The sequence below is a fragment of the Corynebacterium sp. HMSC034B08 genome, assembly GCF_001835805.1.
Taxonomy (GTDB): domain Bacteria; phylum Actinomycetota; class Actinomycetes; order Mycobacteriales; family Mycobacteriaceae; genus Corynebacterium; species Corynebacterium coyleae.
On record NZ_KV825973.1, the window covers coordinates 234,072 to 250,874 of the forward strand.

Here is a 16,803-nt window from a genome sequence, read left to right on the forward strand (position 1 = left end):
GCGGTTAGAGTTGGCGCATGATGTTGCGTCGCGCCCTCGCGCTTGTTGCTGCCAGTTCCGTTGCGTTCGTCTCCGCCTGCGCGGGCGGGGATTCAAGAGAGACCGTGGTGGTCACCTCTGTGAAGTGGGTCAACCCCGATGGCTCGGAGATTGAAGGGGAGGATGGCCCGGATGGTGAGAAGGGGTCGTCGACAAGCAATTGGCGCGAACTGTACGCGAAAGTCCTTGACGCGCCAGGCGAGCAAAATTTCGATGTTCCGCTGGCCACGGATGGCGAATTAGACTTCACGCTGAACGGTAATTACAACTATGCGCTCGTTGAAGCCAACGGTGGCGGAAACCCGGAGCTGCTGCTCAGCCAGTGGGGCGACAACATGCACTCGGACCGTTATGCCAGTGTCTTGGTGTTCACCACGGACGGTGGGTCGCTGGAAGTTGCTGATCAATCACTCGTTTATGGCGCTGCTGGCGCCGGCGGCTTCCGGGCTGGTCTCTTTGCTTCCCAGCTTGGGCGTGGCCTGTACCAGACCACGCATTCTTCGGGCACGGGCGAGGGTCAAAGTACCTGGGTGGATCTGGAGGGGTCCTCGTTGGTTGCATCGCAGGAATCCTCTGGTTTCAGCGCTATGAATTCGTCTCCGCTACACCTGGTCATTGACTGGATGACTCCGGAGGATCGCGCGCCCCTTGACGCCGGCGAACTCACCGTCCACCTGGAGGAAAGCACTGTCGAGCGCGTCGGTGGCGAGGACGTTGTTATCGAGGGCACTGTGGTGAAGAAAACTGGTACCGAGCTGCAACCCGAAGGCATGCCAAACGGCGAGGACCCCTCGAGCGAATACTTCCTGCTTGAGCTGGATTCGCCTCAGGAATTCACGGATTACCAGCACGCCGGATCCGTGTACACAAAGTCCACGGATTCCGTGAGCCTGGGGCGTCGGGAGACCGGCGCCCGTGGCCACCAGTACCTCCAAAACCTGGAGTGGGAGAAGGTCGTTGGACAACGCGTGCGGCTGACGGTTGCGCCTCAGTACATGCACTTCCAGACCGACGCCGGAATGCCGATGGGCGCGCTTCGCGTTGGGCGCTACGAGAAGGTGGAGATTCTTTAAACGTTCGAATCTATGTTCGAACATGGCGGGGTGATGTCTTGAGGGGTTGATAGGTTTATGGCAACTCACGAAAGGAGGGGCCATGACCAGCGAAATCACCCAATGCGTCAACGATATTTCCGCTGCGCTTCGCACATTGAGCACGCTTTTCGACGACCCCTCCACCCTCGTGTTTGACGACATCCGCCGCGACATGGAACGCCTGGAAGAACAATTTAAGAAGAAGGCAACCATCGACGCCGCGTTCGCTTTTATTGCCGAACGCGACGACGCCGGCCGCATCGTCGGCGCCAACTACCCCAACGCGTACCTCCAGCAATACCTCGACCTGTCGAAGGGCGAAGCCTACAACCGCCTCGAGCGCGGTCGTTTGCTGTTTGGCCCACCGCCGGAGCCTGCTGCTCCCCCTGTTGAGGAAGAACAGGATGACGACCTTTTTGGTGCTGCGGACGAGGACCGTCAGGAGCAGCAGGAGCAAGAGCAGCAGCGGGAACAGGACCGTCAGAAGCAGCAGCAAGACGACGCCCGCAAGAACTCCTCCCAAGTCAGCGCCGAAAAGCAAGACATCATCCGGCGCGAACTGGACAAACTTCTCAAGGCCGCCGCCGGCGAGCGCACCCGCATCTACGCCGACGCCATGGCCGAAGCGCTCCTGCGCAGCCCGGAAGACCTCCGCCAGTTCGTCCGCCGCGCCGTGGCCGAAGCGAACCGGAAGCACGCTCCCCACTCGAACCCGAATGCGGGGTATGAAAACCGAGGTTTGTCGTTTGGTCGTCGTAAAGCAGATGGCACCGTGGACATCCTCATCAACGCCACCGCCGGCGCCGCCGCGTTGATCAAGGCGCACGCGGACAAAGGTCTCGCGCCGAACTCCAACCTGCCCGCCGACCAACACAACGAGGTCGATTCCCGCACCCCACAACAGCGGCGCTTCGACCAGTTCTTCGCTATCTTCCAGCAGTACGAACAGGACTGCCAGAAGAAGAACGGCGGGGCGGCTTCGGTAGTGATCTCGATGACGCTCGACGACCTTGCCGACGGCGACGCCTCCATGCTCTACGACACCAACACCGGCATCGAAGTCGACTGCTTCGACCTCATCCGCCTCGGCATGGACGGAACCACCGACTTCCTCCTCCAAGTCGACGGCGTCACCTCAGTGCCGCTGTGGATGGGCCGGACCACACGACTCGCCTCGGTCGAACAGCGCATCGCAATGTTCGCCATCCAAGGCGTGTGCTCCTGGCTCGGCTGCACCACCCCAATGACGGAGTGCGAAGCCCACCACATCCTCGCGTGGATCAAGGGCGGCAACACCGACATCGAGAACCTCACCGGCCTGTGTCGCGAACACCACAGGTGCAACAACGACAATAGAGACGGCTCCTTGAACAAGGGGTACATGGATTACGACCCCCAAACAGGCAAAGCCGGGTACCGAAAACACCCCTTTGACCCGCTGAAATACAACCAATCAGTACCCGCGAAACACTCCGCAGTCAGCAGAATTTACGCAGCCAAAGGAAGATGCGACTGCGCCCGGACCGGGACACTCGACCCTGCCTTTTACCCACCGGGCCCCCCACCTGGTAGCCCACCGATGCCCAAAGGTGCCTAACGGTGCCTACCCTCGAAGGCATGCGTATTTTCACCGTCGGCCATTCCAACCTCGAGTTTGACCAGTTCACTGGCATGCTCGAGGCTTCCGGCGTGCGCGCCATTGTGGACGTGCGCAAACTCCCCGGCTCCAGGAAGTACCCCTGGTTCAACGACGACCACCTCGCCACACACCTACCCGAGCACGGCATCGCCTACTCCCGAAGCGAAGGCCTTACCGGGCGGCGCAACGTCTCCAAGACCATCCCCTTTGAGGTCAACGGAAACTGGCGCAACCGCAGCTTCCACAATTACGCGGACCACGCGCTTGGTAGCGAGTTCGTGCAAGCCCTCGCAGAACTCAGAGACCAGGCCGCGGAAACCCCAACGGCGATCATGTGCTCGGAAGCAGTGTGGTGGCGCTGCCATCGCCGCATCATCGCCGACCACCTCCTCGCCCACGGCGACGACGTGCAGCACATCATGGGCATGACCCAGCACGGCCCCACCCTGACCCCCGCAAAGCTCAACGACGGCGCCACCGTCGGCGACGACAAAAAGGTGCGCTACCCGGCGAAAGAAACCGAGTAGCACACCTCGAGTTTTAACCCTGTGCTCTAGCGAGAGTGGCTAGCGGGTGCGATTAGTTAGAACGGCGGCGCAGCAGCACCAGGAAGCCAGCAACCACGAGGGCCAAAATGCCCAGGCCGATGGCAACGTTACGCCAGGACGCCGATGGCTCAGCCTGCGATTCCGGAGAGGCGGTCGCGGAAGAATCTGCCGCCTCACCACCAACAACGCCACGGATCCACTCGGCTTGCTCCGCGACCGGCGCCACCGCGACGGCGGCGTTGGAGGTCATTTCCTCCTCGGTCGGGTTCTCGGGATCCTCAAACAGACCGGCCGACATGACGCCAGCGACCTTGCCGTCGGCGAAGATGGCGCCGCCGGAGTCGCCCGGCTGGATGCGGGCGCCGTTCTTGAGGGCGACCTCGAGGGCAGTTGGGGCGTCGAAAAGGGCGAGCGGGGAATCACCACGCACCTCGGCCTCGGCGGAGGGCAGCTTTGTGGAGCCGCCCGAGCCGTCGGAGGACCAGCCGTAGATGTTGACTGCGCCGGCGGGGACCTCGTCGGCAACCTCGGCGAACTTGTCTAGCTGCATTTCCTCTTCGGTGTGGAGCAGGGCGATGTCGCCGCGCGGGGCGATCTCGTGGCGGTCGACCTTGTAAACGCGCTGGTCGTCGCCCTGGCCGGTGCGCACCGATCCGCCCGGCTTGGCGGCAGCCTCGACGCAGTGGCGGGCGGTGATTACCCAGTGGGGGTCGATGGCGGTGCCGGTGCAGACGCCGTCGTCGGGGTCGGAGTCGTCGACACGCACGGAGACTACGGGCTTAGCTTCGTCGGTGTCGCCGGCGAAGGTGGTGCTTTCCATCGCCCATGCGGGTTGGGCGACGAGGGCGCCTGCGACGGCGAGGCTAGCTGCGTACTTTTTCACGATTGTTCTCCTTCACTACCGCGGTGATGCGGCGAATTACAGTTTCAAGCGGCCCGCGCGGAAATACCGCGAGCCATACGTAGGCGATCACGATGGCGCCGCCCACGCTCACCCAGACGTTGAGCCATTCGGCGGTGAGCACGTGGATGCAGTACAGGGTCAGCGGCATCCGCCCCAGCGGCGCGAGCCATCCGAGCCACCGTTGCGCCAGGCAGCACAGGGAGCAGATGCTTATCGACGCCCCCACGCTGCCCACAACGTCCATGAGTCCTCCGGTGTGGCCGGTGGCGTCGAGAAGCGGTGGCAACGGTGTGGTCCAGCGCAGCGCCACATCCAGGGCAAACAGCGCCCCGCCGACCACGAGGCCGGGCCACAACGGCATGTGGCGTTTGAACAGGATGCCGGCGATCATGAGCGTGGCCCACATCATGGGCGGGTACGGCCAGGACGACGGCGCGAGCACCGCCGATCCGAAGGCGAGGGCGCACGCGAGCCACAGCAACAGTGGTGTGTCCCAGCGTGGCGCCCAGGCGAGCAGCGCCATGCAGACCCCGATGGTGCCGAGCACCACCACGATCGACCCCGAAGATGGGGCGAGCGCGAAGTGCAGGGCGATCAGAAGGATGCCGCGCACGATGAACTCGGCGGGCTGGGCGCGCATGTACCCCATTGAGACACCGGCGATGAAGGCGAACAGCGCGGCCGGGAAGCCGAACAGCACCTGTGCGGTGATGCCGTCTTGGACGGTGAGGTGCGCGACCATCATGGCGACGAGTGCCACCGCGCGGGCGGCGTCGATTCCTACGTTTCGGGTCTGCATGGCTGCGAAAGTTACGCAGCCAGATGTTGCGGTGACGTTAACGTGGACGCAACACCCCCGCCGATACGATCGGGACCATGACAATTCGGGTACTTGTGGTCGACGACGAAACTTATCTCGCCGACGCCATCGCCACCGCGCTCAACAACGCGAACATGCAGGCCACCGCCGTGTATGACGGTGTAGAGGCGCGTTCGCGTATCGACGACACCCGCCCCGACGTCGTCGTCCTCGACCGCGACCTGCCGGGGTTGCATGGTGATGAGGTGTGCAGGTGGGTCGTCGATACGCATCCCGCGACCCGGGTGATCATGCTGACCGCATCCGGGTCCCTGGACGACAGGCTGGAAGGCTTCGGGCTCGGCGCGGACGACTATCTGCCCAAGCCGTTCGAGGTCCCGGAGCTGATCGCGCGGGTTAATGCGTTGGCGAAGCGCAACGCCCCGGCGCGCGGCGAGGTGTATCGGTGCGGGGATGTGCGCCTAGACACCTTTCGGCGCGAGGTCACCCGTGGTGGCGAGACTGTGCCGCTGAGCCCGAAGGAGTTCGCGGTGCTCGAGGTGCTCATGGAGGCCGACGGCGGGGTGATCTCTGCCGAGGACCTGCTCGCGGAGGCGTGGGACGAAAACGCGGACCCGTTCACCAACTCCCCGCGCGTGACGGTGTCGCACCTGCGCAAGAAGCTAGGCGAGCCGCGCATCGTGCACACCGTGGCCGGCGCCGGCTACTACGTGGCGGAGGAGGAACGATGAGGCTGAGTTTGCGGGCCCGCATCACGGTGATGTTCGTGGCCACGGTGCTTGGGATGGGGTTGGCGCTGATCGGGCTGGTGTATGCCTACCTGAAGCTCACCCCAGTGCCGGTGATGGCGTCGTTCCCAGGCGCGGACGACGGCATCGTCATCGACGGCGCGGTGCCGATCACCAGCGAGATCTTGCGCCGCGTCCTGATTGCCTCGCTGTCGGTGCTTGCCCTGTTGACCCTGCTTGCGGGCGTGATCGGCTGGTTCGTGGCGGGCTTGGTGATCAAGCCGCTTCGCGACATTGCCGACGACGCCGCCACTGTCACCCGCGGCGACCTCTCAGCCCGCATCACCCACCATGGTCCTGATGACGAGGTCGGTGAACTCGCCGACGCGCTCAACGTCATGCTCGACGAGTTGGCAGGCGCGGTGGAGCGCCAGCGCCGGTTCGCCTCTAATGCGTCCCATGAGTTGAAGACCCCGATCGCGACCATCCAGACCATGGCGGACGTGGCACTCACCGGCGACGACGCCGGACTGCGCCCCACGCTGACCCGCGTGCGCGAGGTCAACGCCCGCAGCGCCGACACCGTTGCCGCCTTGCTGCAACTGGCCAACGTGGACGTGCGCGACCGGCAACGCCTCGACCTGGCAGAACTGTGCCGCGAAGTGTGCGCGGACCGCGATGTTCCCGCCGACACCGTGGCCGTGACCGTGGACGCCTCCCCCACCCTGACCCGCCAGGCCGTGGACAACTTGCTGCGCAACGCGCTTACCCACGGCAACAACCCCGCGCTCACCCTGCGCAAGGTGGGCAACTTCGCTGAGGTCACCGTGGAATCCGGCGGCGAGACCTACTCCGCGGCCGAGGTTGCAACCTGGACCGAACCATTCGCGCGCGCCGAGCGCACCGCAGGTGCCGGCCACGGGCTCGGGTTGGCACTCGTCGATGCGATCGCGAACGCCCATGGCGGATCCCTGGTGCTTGTGCCGCGTGACGGTGGTGGGCTCGTCGCAAAGCTATCGCTTCCGGCCTAAAGCTCCCGGATGTAGAGCAGCATGCGGGAGCCTTGCTCGATGTTGGTCAGGCCGTGGCGTTCGTAAAAGCGGCGCGCATCGGTGTCTACCTCGTCGACGTTGATTTGTAATTCGCCGGCGCTGTGCTTGCGGATCTCCTCGAAGACCCGCTGCAGCAGCGCCGTGCCGACCCCGCGATTGCGGTGGGCAGGTGCGACGTAGAGCTCGTCGAGCATCGCCACCGGCCCGTCGTAATACGGGCTCGGGCGCAGGGTGACGTAGGCGAAACCAATATCGCCAGCGAGGAGAACGAAGGCGTCGTCGCGCGCGATGATCTGAGCAAACCGCTCCTCAAGGCCTTCGGGAACCGGGGTATCAAACTCTGTGTTGAAATCGCGCAATAGCTTTGCGACGACCCCCGCGTCCGCTACCTCCGCGACCCTGATCTCGTTGGTTGTAGTCATACGCGCACACCTTAACGGCCCTCTTCTGAAACATTTTGAAGTGACCATTAGAGTATTTCGAGTGCCTTAGCAGGGCAGCATGAACAAGTTCGATATTGAGGAGGCCCCGGTTGCGTCATTTCAGCCCACTATTCACGATGGGACCTGCACGACGCGACCATATCCCCGCCTTCCGCACCGCGCTCGGCGTGGCCATCCCCATGTTTACCCTGCTGGCGCTCGGGCGGCTCGACCTTGCCATCTACGCGAACTTCGGCGCTTTTACCGGCGTGTATGGCCGCCACGCCACCCGCGAGGTTCGTCTGAAGCACCACATGCTTGCCGGCACCGCACTGACCTTGATGGTCACCCTCGGCGCCACCATCGCGTGGTTTGATGTCAGCCCCTGGATCCTGCTGATTGTCACCTCCATCGCTTCATCAGTATGGGCGACGATCGCCTTGGCCACCGATATGAAACCGACCGGCTCCGTGTTCGTCATCTTTGCTGTCGCCGCCGTCGGTTCATTGAGCAACCCGGTGCATCCGTTGCTCGCCTTCGCCATCGCAGGCGGCGCGGCCCTGGTGTGCCTTGTTTTAGGTTTGTTCTCTCACCTCATCGGCGAAGGGCCGGGTGGCGACGCGAAGGAAAGCGAAATCCCCACCCGATCCCCCGACGCAGGCCGGGTGCCGCGCCGCCGCCTTGCGGTCGAGGCCAACCGGTTCTTCTTCGCCCCGCTGCTCGCCGGCACCTTGGGACTGATCTCAGTGACGCTTGTCGACCCCCTCTCCCACTCCTACTGGGCCATGGTCGCTGCCGCCGCTCCCTTGGTGAACTCCCGGTTTAAGGTGCAGTACTTCCGTGCCATCGAGCGTGTCCTTGGCACCCTGACCGGCATCGCTGTGACCGGCTTCCTCCTGTCGCACCATCCGCAGGGCTGGCAGATTGTGGTCTGGATCGTCGTACTGCAGTACCTGACCGAGATGTACGTGACCCGCAACTACACCATCGCTGCCAGCTTCATTACGCCGACCGCGCTTTTGATGGTGCAAGTTGTCGACGCCGCCCCAGTCGTCCCAATGCTGCTCGCCCGCACCGCAGAAACCATGCTCGGCGCCGTGGCCGCTTTGGCGATCATCGCGGTGGGATACGTGCGCAAGTACCCCGCCGTGGTGCTTCCGCGGAAGGTGAGTTAGCGGGGGCCGTCTCCGGTGCTGATGTTCCATGCGAGCTCGAATTTATCCTCGAGCATTCCGAAATGCGCACCCCATGGTGCCAGCGGTGAGGCGTTCGATGAGACGCTCGCCTTCTTTCACCGACTCAACGTCGGCGGTGAATCCAAACACGCCACGGTCGAGAGTGCCTTTCTGATTTTGCAGGTCGTCACCACCACTGATTGTGAACGGTCCGGTCAAAGCGCGGTGCGCAACCGCGTCACGAGGCGGATCGAACGGGAACTGCACACTTTGGTCAAGCTGCTCGCCGTACGTGAGGATCTTCAACTCGCCGCCAAACACGCCGCGATAAAACTCGATCGCCTCTCGGGCATTGCCGGGGAACGAAACGTAAAGCGATGTCTTCATGCGCGCCAGTGTGGGCGGAAGTTGTCGAGCCCTCGATTGACCGTTGCACGCCAGTCACCCGCTGAATACACTGTATTCAGTTTGATGAAAGGGGTACCCATGGCAACGATGACAATCCGGATGGATGACAATGACGCCGAGCTAGTGCGCAAGTACGCGCGCTTCGAGGGCGTAACTATTTCCGACTTCGCCCGCGATGCGATCTTGGAGAAGATTTCGGACGCGCACGATTTACAGGAGCTTCGCGACGCCATCGCTCACGACACCGGCGAGCGCTACAGCCTCGACGAAATTCTGGCCGACCTCGATCAGTAGCAACTTTCAATGAACGCAGCGGCAGGAGAGTACAAGCTCGAATTCACAGCCCGCGCCCGCAAACAGTTGAAGAAGATGGACCGCTTCGACGCGCGGATTATCGCCACCTGGATCAAAGACAACTTGGAAGGTTGCACCAACCCACGAGCATTTGGGAAAGGGCTCATCGCGAATCGGCCCGGCGAGTGGCGCTACCGCGTCGGCACATACCGAATCCTCGCTCTCATCAACGACGGCACAATCACAATCGAAGTGCTTTCAATCGGTCATCGCCGCGAGATCTATCGCGATTTTTAGCTCGGACGTAGGGTGGGCGGCATGAACGACCTGACCATCGCGCCCGGCCCGGGGATCCCCGGCGGCGTGGTCATCGCCGCCGCCGACCTGACGGAGCGGTTTGCCAAATCGTCGGGCCCGGGCGGCCAGGGCGTCAACACCACCGATAGCAAGGTGCAGCTCTCCCTCGATATCGCCACGTGCGCATCGCTTACCGACACCCAACGCCGCCGCATCTTGCGCAACCTCGAGCACCGCCTGGACGGCACCGTCCTCACCGTGGCAGCGTCGTCCCAGCGGTCACAGGTCCGCAACCGTGCCGAGGCGCGCGAGCGGTTGGCCGCCCTGCTGCGCGAGGCGCTCGCCCCGCCGCCTCCCCCGCGGCGCAAGACGAAGCCGACCAGGGGCTCGGTGCGGCGCCGTCGAGAAGCGAAGATGCGTCGCTCGGAGCTGAAGTCCATGAGGAAGCGGCCCCAGATTCCTTAGAGCTGTCACCATCGACCACAAGCGCCCTGGGCCAGTAGGCTTCAGCGCATGGAACGGACTTACACATGGCAGCATGTAGACAACCCCTTAATCCAGAACGAAGCAAGGGTGCAGTTCCACCAAACTGGCTTGACGGCTAGCGGTACCCAGGTCGGGGAAGGTTACAAAGCCGCCTGGGATCTGAGGGCTGTAGAAAACTGGGTAACTCAAAACGTGGTGGCCAACGTCGTGGGCGAAGGTTGGGAGCGTCACCTTAAGCTCACACGGTCCGAAGAAGGCGAGTGGAAATCGACTACTAAAGAATCAGGCACCCAGCCGGACCACCTCCCGTCACCGGGTCTTGTGCAACCAGCTGATCTTGAAACTGCACTGGACTGTGATCTCGGACTATGCCCATTGACAAACACGATGCCCATCCGGCGCCTCGGGTTGCTCGAAGAGAATGTCCCCAAGACTCCGCTCATCATGGCCTGGATCGATATGCCCTCTCTCCAGGTAATCGCCTCGGATCAGTACTACAGTTCAATCGACTCACACAAAGTTCGCTACGCAAGCGGAACACGAGGAGTCGATGTAGAGCTCGAAGTCGACGAAGATGGGGTTGTCGTCCACTACCCCGATATGGCGCGACGCGTGTCGGGTCTCTGACTTCCTACGCCGAGGCGGCCTGAACCGGCTGAATCCGCTCGATCTCGGCGAGGATTTTGTCTTCTGCCACATCCAGGTCGTACTGGGCCTGTAACCCGAGCCAGAACTGGGGGCTCATCCCGAAAAACTTCGCCAAACGAAGGGCAGTGTCAGCAGTAATAGCGCGCTTGCCGTGAACAATTTCGTTGATGCGGCGGGGTGGAACGCCGATGGAGACGGCCAGCTTGTGCTGGGTGATCTCCATTTCCTTGAGAAAATCCTCCATGAGGATCTCACCCGGGTGAACCGGAGGGAGCTTGTCAGTGGTAGTCAACGATCTCAACCTCCTCTGGCCCCGCGGCGGACCACCGAAAACAGATCCGCCACTGGTCGTTGATTCGAATGCTGAACTGACCCCGCCGGTCGCCTTTCAAGGCCTCGAGCCGATTTCCCGGGGGAATCCGTAACTCATCGAGAGTCTGCGCGTACCCAAGCTGGCGAAGCTTGCGCAGCGCTACTGAGTGAATGCGGGAATCGATCGAGCGAACCCGCTCTCGATTCCACAGACGCTCAGTGTCCTTGTCAGCGAATGACTGGATCATGTCTCACCCTATCCCCCATAACGCGAAGCGTCAATAACGCACAACGTTAAGTTTGTGCTCACCCGAATGCAATGCACAGCCACTTTACACAACCACACAGTCGCAAGCCCCGCATTACGGTGGCTACCGTGAAGACAATAAACGGGAAGCCGATCAGTGAAGATCAGGTTGATGCTTGGGTCGCCGAAGCCAAAAAAGGCTATGACATCGAGTTCTTACGCTCTCGCGGGAGTGACCCTCGCGATTCAAAACGCTCCACTACGCCGGAAGGCTGAGTCCCCGCGCGGACACCAGGCTGCGCTTTCTTAGCCCCGCTCCCATAATGATGCCGATGAGCGACCCCAACTTCACGATCCGCCAGATCACTTTCGACTGCCTCGAACCGTCCCGGCTCGCCGAGTTCTGGGCGGCCGCAACCGGCTGCGAAATCGCCGCGGATTACGGCGATTTCGTGATGGTTGATTCCACCCCGACGCTAGGGTTTCAGCGCGTTGACGATCCCACGCCTGGCAAGAACCACATGCACATCGACGCTAGCGGAGCGGAGCGCGAATCCTTAGTAGAGCGACTCAAAGGCCTGGGCGCAACCGAACTCGGCACCCACAAAGCACCGGGATTGATATGCCGTCCCTCCAGGTGATCGCGTCAGACTAGTACTACAGCTCCCTCGATTCCGAACTAGTTCGATACGCAAGCGGAACACGTGGAGTCGAAGTCGAGTTAAAGGTCGACGGTGACGGAGTGGTCGCACACTACCCCGATCTCGCACGGCGGGTCTGATGAGGAATCAACCCTCAGTAGGTTGGGCGGCTTGAATGATCTGACCATCGCGCCCGGCCCAGGGATCCCCGGCGGTCTGGTTATCGTCGCCGCCGACCTGACGGAGCGGTTCGCGAAGTCGACGGGGCCAGGCGGACAGGGCGTCAACACCACGGACAGCAAGGTGCAGCTTTCCATCGACATCGCTGCTTGCTCATCGCTTTCCGACCCCCAGCGTCGCCGCGCCCTTCGCAACCTCGAGCCTCGCCTAAACGGCACCGTCCTTACCGTTACCGCATCGACCCAGCGGTCTCAGGTGCGCAACCGCGCCGAGGTACGCCACCGCATGGCTGTCCTGTTACGCGACGCGCTCGGCCCGCCTCCTCCCCCGCGGCGCAGGACCAAGCCGACACGGAGCTCAGTGCGACGCCGTCTCGAATCGAAAAAGCAGCGCTCGGAACTCAAGTCCACACGGCGGCAACCCGAAATCCCCTAGTTCGAACCATTACTGAGTCCTTTTACGTCCCACCTAGAACGTGCCTTACCAAGTACGAGGCTGTCCAGAGAAACATGCAGGTGAGTAACCCACGTCCCGCCAGGCACCTGTGATCTGGATGACCGCTACGTGAAAGAAAGGATTGGAGCGTCCCAATCTACGACTTGTAGAACTCCAGAATGTTGCCGTCTGGGTCAGAGATATACCCAGAGTACGTGTGCCAGGGCATCTTCTGGGGCGATGATCCATTCTGTCGGTAAGCGGTCGGCAGTTTGCTCCAGTATTCATCTACATCGTCAACCGAAAATTGAATAACTGCGCCACCAGATTGAGTGGGACTAGTTTTCGTCGCTTCAGCGAACGTTACCAAGTGAAATACTCCGATCACGCTTTCGTGAAAAGAGACTTCGAAATATCCGTCTTCTGGGGAACTCACTTCGGCATCCGGAAGGGCGCGATAAAAGTCCCATGACTCTTGAAGATCAGTTGTCAAGATAGTGAGGTGATCAAAACGCATCATCGCAGATCCCTTTCTTTTCCGTGAACTCACCGTTTCTCCCACTGTAGACCAAACTCAACGCTGGTTTACGGGATTCACTTCTTGCGGCCAGAGGCTACCCGTTGATTTTGAACTTGATCGAATATCAGTGTTTGTCCACCCTGAGACCACAGCGTCAGCTGCAATTCCGTATTACGGTATCTGGCATGAAGACGATAAACGGGAAGCCGATCAGCGAAGATCAGATTGACGACTGGGTAGCCGAAGCGGAAAAGGGGTACGACGTGGAGATGCTTCGGAAGCGCGGGCGAAAACCACGGGATGAGGAAGCTGCGCAAGTTGTTTCCATCCGCCTCTCCCCTACAGAAATCTCGAGCCTCGATGCGTATGCCGCCTCTCACGGTTGGTCACGTTCGCGTGCTATCCGCGAGGCTCTAAGAAATGCTATTTGAGATCGAGGTCCGCCGAAGTGCTGAAAAGCACGGTATCGCACCAGAAGACTCAATTGTTGCAGCCACCTCAGGCTGCGTTTATAAAGCGCCACTCGACGAGGATCACCCGCAGCGCGAACTTCGGCTCGGATTTGATTCCTCGATGCGGTTGCTGGAGATTGTCGTTCTTCTCTGGGATGACGGCACTGAAGCCATCATCCACTCAATGAAAGCGCGTAAGCAGTATCGAAGTCTGCTTGATTAGCCGCCCGGACACTACACGTTGAACTTAAATTCCACGGTATGTCGTTGCAAAGTTACCCCCTCTCGTTAACACCATCAAAAGGAGTGTTATCCAATGAAAGCGTTCGGCTTCTTAAGCTTCGGGCATTACGCCTTCGGCAGCTAGTGCGGGCCATCTGCGGAAAAGATCGCCAAGACTCGTCTGGAGATCACCCAGGCTGCGGACGAAATCGGCGTGAACAACGCGTCCTTCCGAGTCCACCACTTCGCACTGCAGGCCTCCGCCCCGATGCCGCTGCTGTGTGCTATCGCGGCCACCACCAAAATCATCGAGGTGGGCACCGGCGGCATCGACATGCGCTAGCGCATATCGGGGTTGTAGCGTTTGAGTCATTGACTCCCGCCGTCTACAAGTATCTACACACTTGATCGGTGCTGCACGTTTCAGGATCCGGGTGCGCGGCGTCCTGGCTAAGGTCCGCGATAGTGTCGCGCAGCACGGAGAGCTGCGCGATCTGCTGCTCGATCTCAGCGAGGCGCACGTCAAGCAGGTCGCGCACGTGCTCGCAGGGCGCATGGCCGCCGTCGCGGATGTCGAGGATCTGGCGGATCTGGGCGAGAGTGAGACCCGCGGCCTGGCCGCGGTGGATGAAGTCGATCCGAGCGACCGTCTCGGGCGCGTAGTCGCGGTATCCGGACGGCGTGCGCTCGGTCGGGGGCAGAAGGCCCTGTTCCTCGTAGAAGCGAAGGGTCTTCGCGGTAGTGCCCGCCCTCTCGGCGAGTTCTCCGATCCACATTGCTGTCTCCCTCCGTGGCCGCGCTTGACCTTCCCCTGCACTGGAAGGTCCAGTATGGCTGAGACAGAGCAGAAAGCCAAGAGTTGACAGGAGTAGCGATGCCTACGAAGTACGATCTCGCCATCATCGGATCGGGAGGCGGCGCGTTCGCCGCTGCGATCCGCGCCAGCACGCTCGGGAAGTCGGTGGTGATGATCGAGCGCGGGACGCTCGGCGGCACCTGCGTGAACACGGGCTGCGTCCCGTCGAAGGCGCTCATTGCCGCAGCCGGCGCGCGGCACGTCGCGGTCGACGCCGCAACCCGGTTCCCCGGGATCACGACGACGGCGGATCCCGTAGACATGCCCGCGCTGATCGCTGGGAAGCAAGCGTTGGTGGAGTCGCTGCGCGGCGAGAAGTACGCCGACGTCGCCGACTCCTACGGCTGGCAGGTCCGACGCGGCGACGCCTCGTTCGTGGGCACCCCTGATGCGCCGGTTCTCGATGTTGCCGGATCCGACGGAAGCGTCGAGACCATCGAGGCCCACCACTACCTGGTCGCGACTGGTTCTCGCCCGTGGGCACCGCCGATCGACGGCCTGAAGGAGACCGGATACCTGACCTCGACCACGGCGATGGAGCTGACGGAGGTCCCCGAGTCGCTGCTGGTGCTCGGCGGCGGCTACGTCGCCCTGGAGCAGGCGCAGCTGTTCGCCCGCCTCGGCTCGCAGGTCACGCTGCTCGTGCGGTCCCGGCTCGCCTCGAAGGAGGAGCCGGAGGTGTCGAAGGCGCTCCAGGAGGTGTTCGCCGACGAGGGTATCCGCGTCGTCAGCCGCGCAGTGCCCACCCGGGTCTCCCGCGGCACGGGAGGCGAGGCCGTCGTGACCGCCGCCTTGTCCGGCGGCTCGCAGGAGTTCCGCGCCGACCAGGTCCTGGTCGCCCTCGGACGCCGTCCCGTCACCGATGGCCTGAACCTCGATGCGGTCGGGGTGAATACCGGAGACTCCGGCGAGGTGGTCGTCTCCGACCGGCTGCAGTCCTCGAACCCGCGGGTCTGGGCCGCGGGCGACGTGACCGGGCACCCCGAGTTCGTCTACGTCGCCGCCCACCACGGCACCCTCGTCGCCGAGAACGCGTTCGCCGACGCCGACCGGTCCGTCGACTACGCCCGCCTGCCGCGGGTGACGTTCACCGGGCCCGCGATCGGCGCGGTCGGGATGACCGAGAAGGACGTCCTCGCCGCGGGGATCCACTGCGACTGCCGCGTCCTGCCCCTGCACCACGTGCCCCGCGCCTTGGTCAACCGCGACACCCGCGGGTTCATCAAGATCGTCGTGAACGCCGAGACGAAAGAGATCCTCGGCCTGACCGCCGTCGCCAAGGACGCCGGGGAGCTCGCCGCCGCAGGCGTCCACGTGCTCGGCAGGACCGTCGCCGAGGTCGCCAACGCCTGGGCCCCCTACCTGACCATGGCCGAGGGCATCCGGATCGCCGCGAAGGCCTTCACCACCGACCCGTCGCTGCTGTCGTGCTGCGCATGAACGGCAACGCAGGCAATCGGGGAGATCTCATCCTGAAGCAGACGATGAGCGCCGATCAGGACCGCGACGAATGGCGCGCCGGTCCCGTCGTCGCTGCAGTGACCGGGCTGCTCTTGCTGGCATGCTGCGCGCTTCCGTCGCTGCTCTGCTGCGGCCTGCCGTTCATCGCGGCGGGCGGAGCACTCGCAGGCGTCGGTGGGCTCCTCGGTAATCCCTGGATCATCGGTGCCGGGACCGCCGTCGTGATGGCCGTCATGGCGGGGATGCTCGTCAGGCTACGGCGGCGGCACCGGCGCCGCAGGTCCGGCTGCTGCGAAAATCTTTCGACCGCTGATCGGAACCGGTAGTTCGAGCGGATCCAGCGATCACTGCCACCTGCGGAGGCCGCTGAAATCGAAGCCCGACGGGAGAAGGAGGAGCAAAAAGCGTTCGAATCAACCGGTGACGAGGATAATACTGAGGCTGGATCCCGGCCGTCGCGACGCGGTCTCCGCTTCCGCCGAGACGAGAAAGGGTTGTGGGCACCTAGGCTGGGCGGCATGAACGACATGACCATAGCACCCGGCCCGGGGATCCCCGACGGTGCGGTCATCGCCGCCGATCTCGCGGAGCGTTTCGCGAAATCGTCGACTCCAGGCGGCCAGGGCGTCAACACGACGGACGGCAAAGTCCAGCTTTCCATCGATGTCGCCGAATGCGCATCGCTTACCGACGCCCAGCGTCACCGTATCTCGCGCAACCTCGAGCACCGCCTAGACGGCTCCGTCTTTACCGTGACTGCGTCGACTCAGCGGTCTGTGTTTCGCTCCTGGTCCTCTCGCTTGCACCTGCGACACAGCCTCGTGTCCCCGGGCCGTAGCGTTCGGGGGAGCACAATAGCCCCAGTCCTCATCACGTCCCGGGATCAAAGAGTTCATCGCAGAGGTTAAGCACTACACGTTAAA

At 62.6% G+C, this 16,803-nt stretch carries 25 protein-coding genes and 2 pseudogenes; 19 read left to right on the plus strand and 8 right to left on the minus strand.

Going from position 1 to position 16,803, the window contains the following annotated elements; genetic code table 11:
• Positions 1-17 precede the first annotated feature (17 nt).
• The 3 genes from HMPREF2656_RS11950 (at position 18) to HMPREF2656_RS11960 (ending at position 3,299) form a co-directional block, all read left to right on the plus strand.
• Positions 18-1,112, plus strand: coding sequence for a hypothetical protein (locus HMPREF2656_RS11950; protein ID WP_070816876.1), 1,095 nt, complete (start codon positions 18-20; stop codon positions 1,110-1,112).
• Between the two features lie 82 nt (positions 1,113-1,194).
• On the plus strand, positions 1,195-2,730 hold the full coding sequence (locus HMPREF2656_RS11955; RefSeq protein WP_070816877.1) for an HNH endonuclease signature motif containing protein: 1,536 nt from the start codon (positions 1,195-1,197) through the stop codon (positions 2,728-2,730).
• Between the two features lie 20 nt (positions 2,731-2,750).
• Complete coding sequence (locus HMPREF2656_RS11960) at positions 2,751-3,299, plus strand: DUF488 domain-containing protein (RefSeq protein ID WP_070816903.1); 549 nt, start codon at positions 2,751-2,753, stop codon at positions 3,297-3,299.
• A 52-nt stretch (positions 3,300-3,351) separates the two neighbouring features.
• Here the strand turns inward: HMPREF2656_RS11960 and HMPREF2656_RS11965 are convergent, their stop codons facing one another.
• A complete protein-coding gene (locus HMPREF2656_RS11965; protein WP_070816878.1) occupies positions 3,352-4,203 on the minus strand; it encodes a trypsin-like serine protease in 852 nt (283 codons plus the stop codon).
• Positions 4,184-5,023, minus strand: coding sequence for a DUF418 domain-containing protein (locus tag HMPREF2656_RS11970; RefSeq protein WP_070816879.1), 840 nt, complete (start codon positions 5,021-5,023; stop codon positions 4,184-4,186). Before HMPREF2656_RS11970 ends, HMPREF2656_RS11965 begins: the two co-directional genes overlap by 20 nt.
• 83 nt (positions 5,024-5,106) lie before the next feature.
• On the opposite strand from HMPREF2656_RS11970, the gene HMPREF2656_RS11975 reads away from it, so the two are divergent.
• Together HMPREF2656_RS11975 and HMPREF2656_RS11980 are read left to right on the plus strand one after the other, a co-directional pair.
• A complete protein-coding gene (locus HMPREF2656_RS11975; protein ID WP_210400980.1) occupies positions 5,107-5,775 on the plus strand; it encodes a response regulator transcription factor in 669 nt (222 codons plus the stop codon).
• Positions 5,772-6,803, plus strand: a complete 1,032-nt coding sequence (locus HMPREF2656_RS11980; RefSeq protein WP_070816881.1) for a sensor histidine kinase — start codon at positions 5,772-5,774, stop codon at positions 6,801-6,803. The genes HMPREF2656_RS11975 and HMPREF2656_RS11980 overlap by 4 nt, the downstream gene beginning before the upstream one ends.
• Here HMPREF2656_RS11980 and aac(3)-XI read toward each other — a convergent pair.
• The gene (gene aac(3)-XI, locus HMPREF2656_RS11985) at positions 6,800-7,246 is read right to left on the minus strand and encodes an aminoglycoside N-acetyltransferase AAC(3)-XI (protein WP_070816882.1); all 447 of its coding nucleotides are present in this window, start codon (positions 7,244-7,246) and stop codon (positions 6,800-6,802) included. The genes HMPREF2656_RS11980 and aac(3)-XI overlap by 4 nt on opposite strands.
• A 137-nt stretch (positions 7,247-7,383) precedes the next feature.
• Here aac(3)-XI and HMPREF2656_RS11990 point away from each other — a divergent pair, with 137 nt between their 5' ends.
• The gene (locus tag HMPREF2656_RS11990) at positions 7,384-8,421 is read left to right on the plus strand and encodes an FUSC family protein (protein ID WP_070816883.1); all 1,038 of its coding nucleotides are present in this window, start codon (positions 7,384-7,386) and stop codon (positions 8,419-8,421) included.
• A gap of 42 nt (positions 8,422-8,463) precedes the next feature.
• Here HMPREF2656_RS11990 and HMPREF2656_RS11995 read toward each other — a convergent pair whose 3' ends face one another.
• Entirely contained in the window at positions 8,464-8,808 is a 345-nt protein-coding gene (locus HMPREF2656_RS11995; protein ID WP_083319541.1) for a VOC family protein, read from the minus strand.
• A 99-nt stretch (positions 8,809-8,907) separates the two neighbouring features.
• Here HMPREF2656_RS11995 and relB point away from each other — a divergent pair, with 99 nt between their 5' ends.
• Genes relB through HMPREF2656_RS12015 form a run of 4 tightly spaced genes read left to right on the plus strand, consistent with a single transcriptional unit; the run spans position 8,908 to position 10,533 of the window.
• The gene (gene relB / locus HMPREF2656_RS12000) at positions 8,908-9,123 is read left to right on the plus strand and encodes a type II toxin-antitoxin system RelB family antitoxin (protein WP_070816884.1); all 216 of its coding nucleotides are present in this window, start codon (positions 8,908-8,910) and stop codon (positions 9,121-9,123) included.
• A 9-nt stretch (positions 9,124-9,132) separates the two neighbouring features.
• On the plus strand, positions 9,133-9,420 hold the full coding sequence (locus tag HMPREF2656_RS12005) for a type II toxin-antitoxin system RelE family toxin (protein WP_070421651.1): 288 nt from the start codon (positions 9,133-9,135) through the stop codon (positions 9,418-9,420).
• A gap of 21 nt (positions 9,421-9,441) precedes the next feature.
• Positions 9,442-9,885, plus strand: a complete 444-nt coding sequence (arfB, locus tag HMPREF2656_RS12010; protein WP_070816885.1) for an alternative ribosome rescue aminoacyl-tRNA hydrolase ArfB — start codon at positions 9,442-9,444, stop codon at positions 9,883-9,885.
• 48 nt (positions 9,886-9,933) lie between these two features.
• On the plus strand, positions 9,934-10,533 hold the full coding sequence (locus tag HMPREF2656_RS12015) for a putative glycolipid-binding domain-containing protein (RefSeq protein WP_083319543.1): 600 nt from the start codon (positions 9,934-9,936) through the stop codon (positions 10,531-10,533).
• Positions 10,534-10,537: 4 nt separating this feature from the next.
• Here the strand turns inward: HMPREF2656_RS12015 and HMPREF2656_RS12020 are convergent, their stop codons facing one another.
• The gene (locus HMPREF2656_RS12020) at positions 10,538-10,798 is read right to left on the minus strand and encodes a HigA family addiction module antitoxin (RefSeq protein ID WP_070421666.1); all 261 of its coding nucleotides are present in this window, start codon (positions 10,796-10,798) and stop codon (positions 10,538-10,540) included.
• A gap of 34 nt (positions 10,799-10,832) precedes the next feature.
• The gene (locus HMPREF2656_RS12025; protein ID WP_005290974.1) at positions 10,833-11,114 is read right to left on the minus strand and encodes a type II toxin-antitoxin system RelE/ParE family toxin; all 282 of its coding nucleotides are present in this window, start codon (positions 11,112-11,114) and stop codon (positions 10,833-10,835) included.
• A gap of 331 nt (positions 11,115-11,445) precedes the next feature.
• On the opposite strand from HMPREF2656_RS12025, the gene HMPREF2656_RS12030 reads away from it, so the two are divergent.
• The 3 genes and pseudogenes from HMPREF2656_RS12030 (at position 11,446) to arfB (HMPREF2656_RS12035) (ending at position 12,369) form a co-directional block, all read left to right on the plus strand.
• The gene (locus tag HMPREF2656_RS12030; RefSeq protein WP_070421653.1) at positions 11,446-11,754 is read left to right on the plus strand and encodes a VOC family protein; all 309 of its coding nucleotides are present in this window, start codon (positions 11,446-11,448) and stop codon (positions 11,752-11,754) included.
• A gap of 71 nt (positions 11,755-11,825) precedes the next feature.
• A pseudogene (locus tag HMPREF2656_RS13530) lies at positions 11,826-11,894 on the plus strand (hypothetical protein); the annotation flags it as partial.
• A 31-nt stretch (positions 11,895-11,925) separates the two neighbouring features.
• Complete coding sequence (gene arfB / locus HMPREF2656_RS12035; RefSeq protein WP_070816905.1) at positions 11,926-12,369, plus strand: alternative ribosome rescue aminoacyl-tRNA hydrolase ArfB; 444 nt, start codon at positions 11,926-11,928, stop codon at positions 12,367-12,369.
• A gap of 157 nt (positions 12,370-12,526) precedes the next feature.
• Here arfB (HMPREF2656_RS12035) and HMPREF2656_RS12040 read toward each other — a convergent pair whose 3' ends face one another.
• Positions 12,527-12,889, minus strand: coding sequence for a VOC family protein (locus tag HMPREF2656_RS12040; protein WP_070421654.1), 363 nt, complete (start codon positions 12,887-12,889; stop codon positions 12,527-12,529).
• Between the two features lie 185 nt (positions 12,890-13,074).
• Between HMPREF2656_RS12040 and HMPREF2656_RS12045 the strand changes: the two genes are divergently transcribed.
• From HMPREF2656_RS12045 to HMPREF2656_RS13670, 3 genes and pseudogenes are all read left to right on the plus strand, one after another.
• The gene (locus tag HMPREF2656_RS12045) at positions 13,075-13,320 is read left to right on the plus strand and encodes a ribbon-helix-helix domain-containing protein (RefSeq protein WP_070421655.1); all 246 of its coding nucleotides are present in this window, start codon (positions 13,075-13,077) and stop codon (positions 13,318-13,320) included.
• Positions 13,310-13,564, plus strand: a complete 255-nt coding sequence (locus HMPREF2656_RS12050) for a hypothetical protein (protein ID WP_070421656.1) — start codon at positions 13,310-13,312, stop codon at positions 13,562-13,564. Before HMPREF2656_RS12045 ends, HMPREF2656_RS12050 begins: the two co-directional genes overlap by 11 nt.
• Positions 13,565-13,657: 93 nt before the next feature.
• Positions 13,658-13,903: pseudogene (locus tag HMPREF2656_RS13670) on the plus strand (alkane 1-monooxygenase); the annotation flags it as partial.
• A 46-nt stretch (positions 13,904-13,949) separates the two neighbouring features.
• Here HMPREF2656_RS13670 and HMPREF2656_RS12060 read toward each other — a convergent pair.
• A complete protein-coding gene (locus tag HMPREF2656_RS12060; protein WP_005290994.1) occupies positions 13,950-14,339 on the minus strand; it encodes a heavy metal-responsive transcriptional regulator in 390 nt (129 codons plus the stop codon).
• A gap of 98 nt (positions 14,340-14,437) precedes the next feature.
• On the opposite strand from HMPREF2656_RS12060, the gene merA reads away from it, so the two are divergent.
• The 3 genes from merA (at position 14,438) to HMPREF2656_RS13675 (ending at position 16,788) form a co-directional block, all read left to right on the plus strand.
• On the plus strand, positions 14,438-15,859 hold the full coding sequence (merA, locus tag HMPREF2656_RS12065; protein ID WP_070816886.1) for a mercury(II) reductase: 1,422 nt from the start codon (positions 14,438-14,440) through the stop codon (positions 15,857-15,859).
• On the plus strand, positions 15,856-16,206 hold the full coding sequence (locus HMPREF2656_RS12070) for a hypothetical protein (protein WP_038593990.1): 351 nt from the start codon (positions 15,856-15,858) through the stop codon (positions 16,204-16,206). The genes merA and HMPREF2656_RS12070 overlap by 4 nt, the downstream gene beginning before the upstream one ends.
• A 192-nt stretch (positions 16,207-16,398) precedes the next feature.
• On the plus strand, positions 16,399-16,788 hold the full coding sequence (locus HMPREF2656_RS13675; RefSeq protein ID WP_038589558.1) for a peptide chain release factor I: 390 nt from the start codon (positions 16,399-16,401) through the stop codon (positions 16,786-16,788).
• Positions 16,789-16,803: the final 15 nt, after the last annotated feature.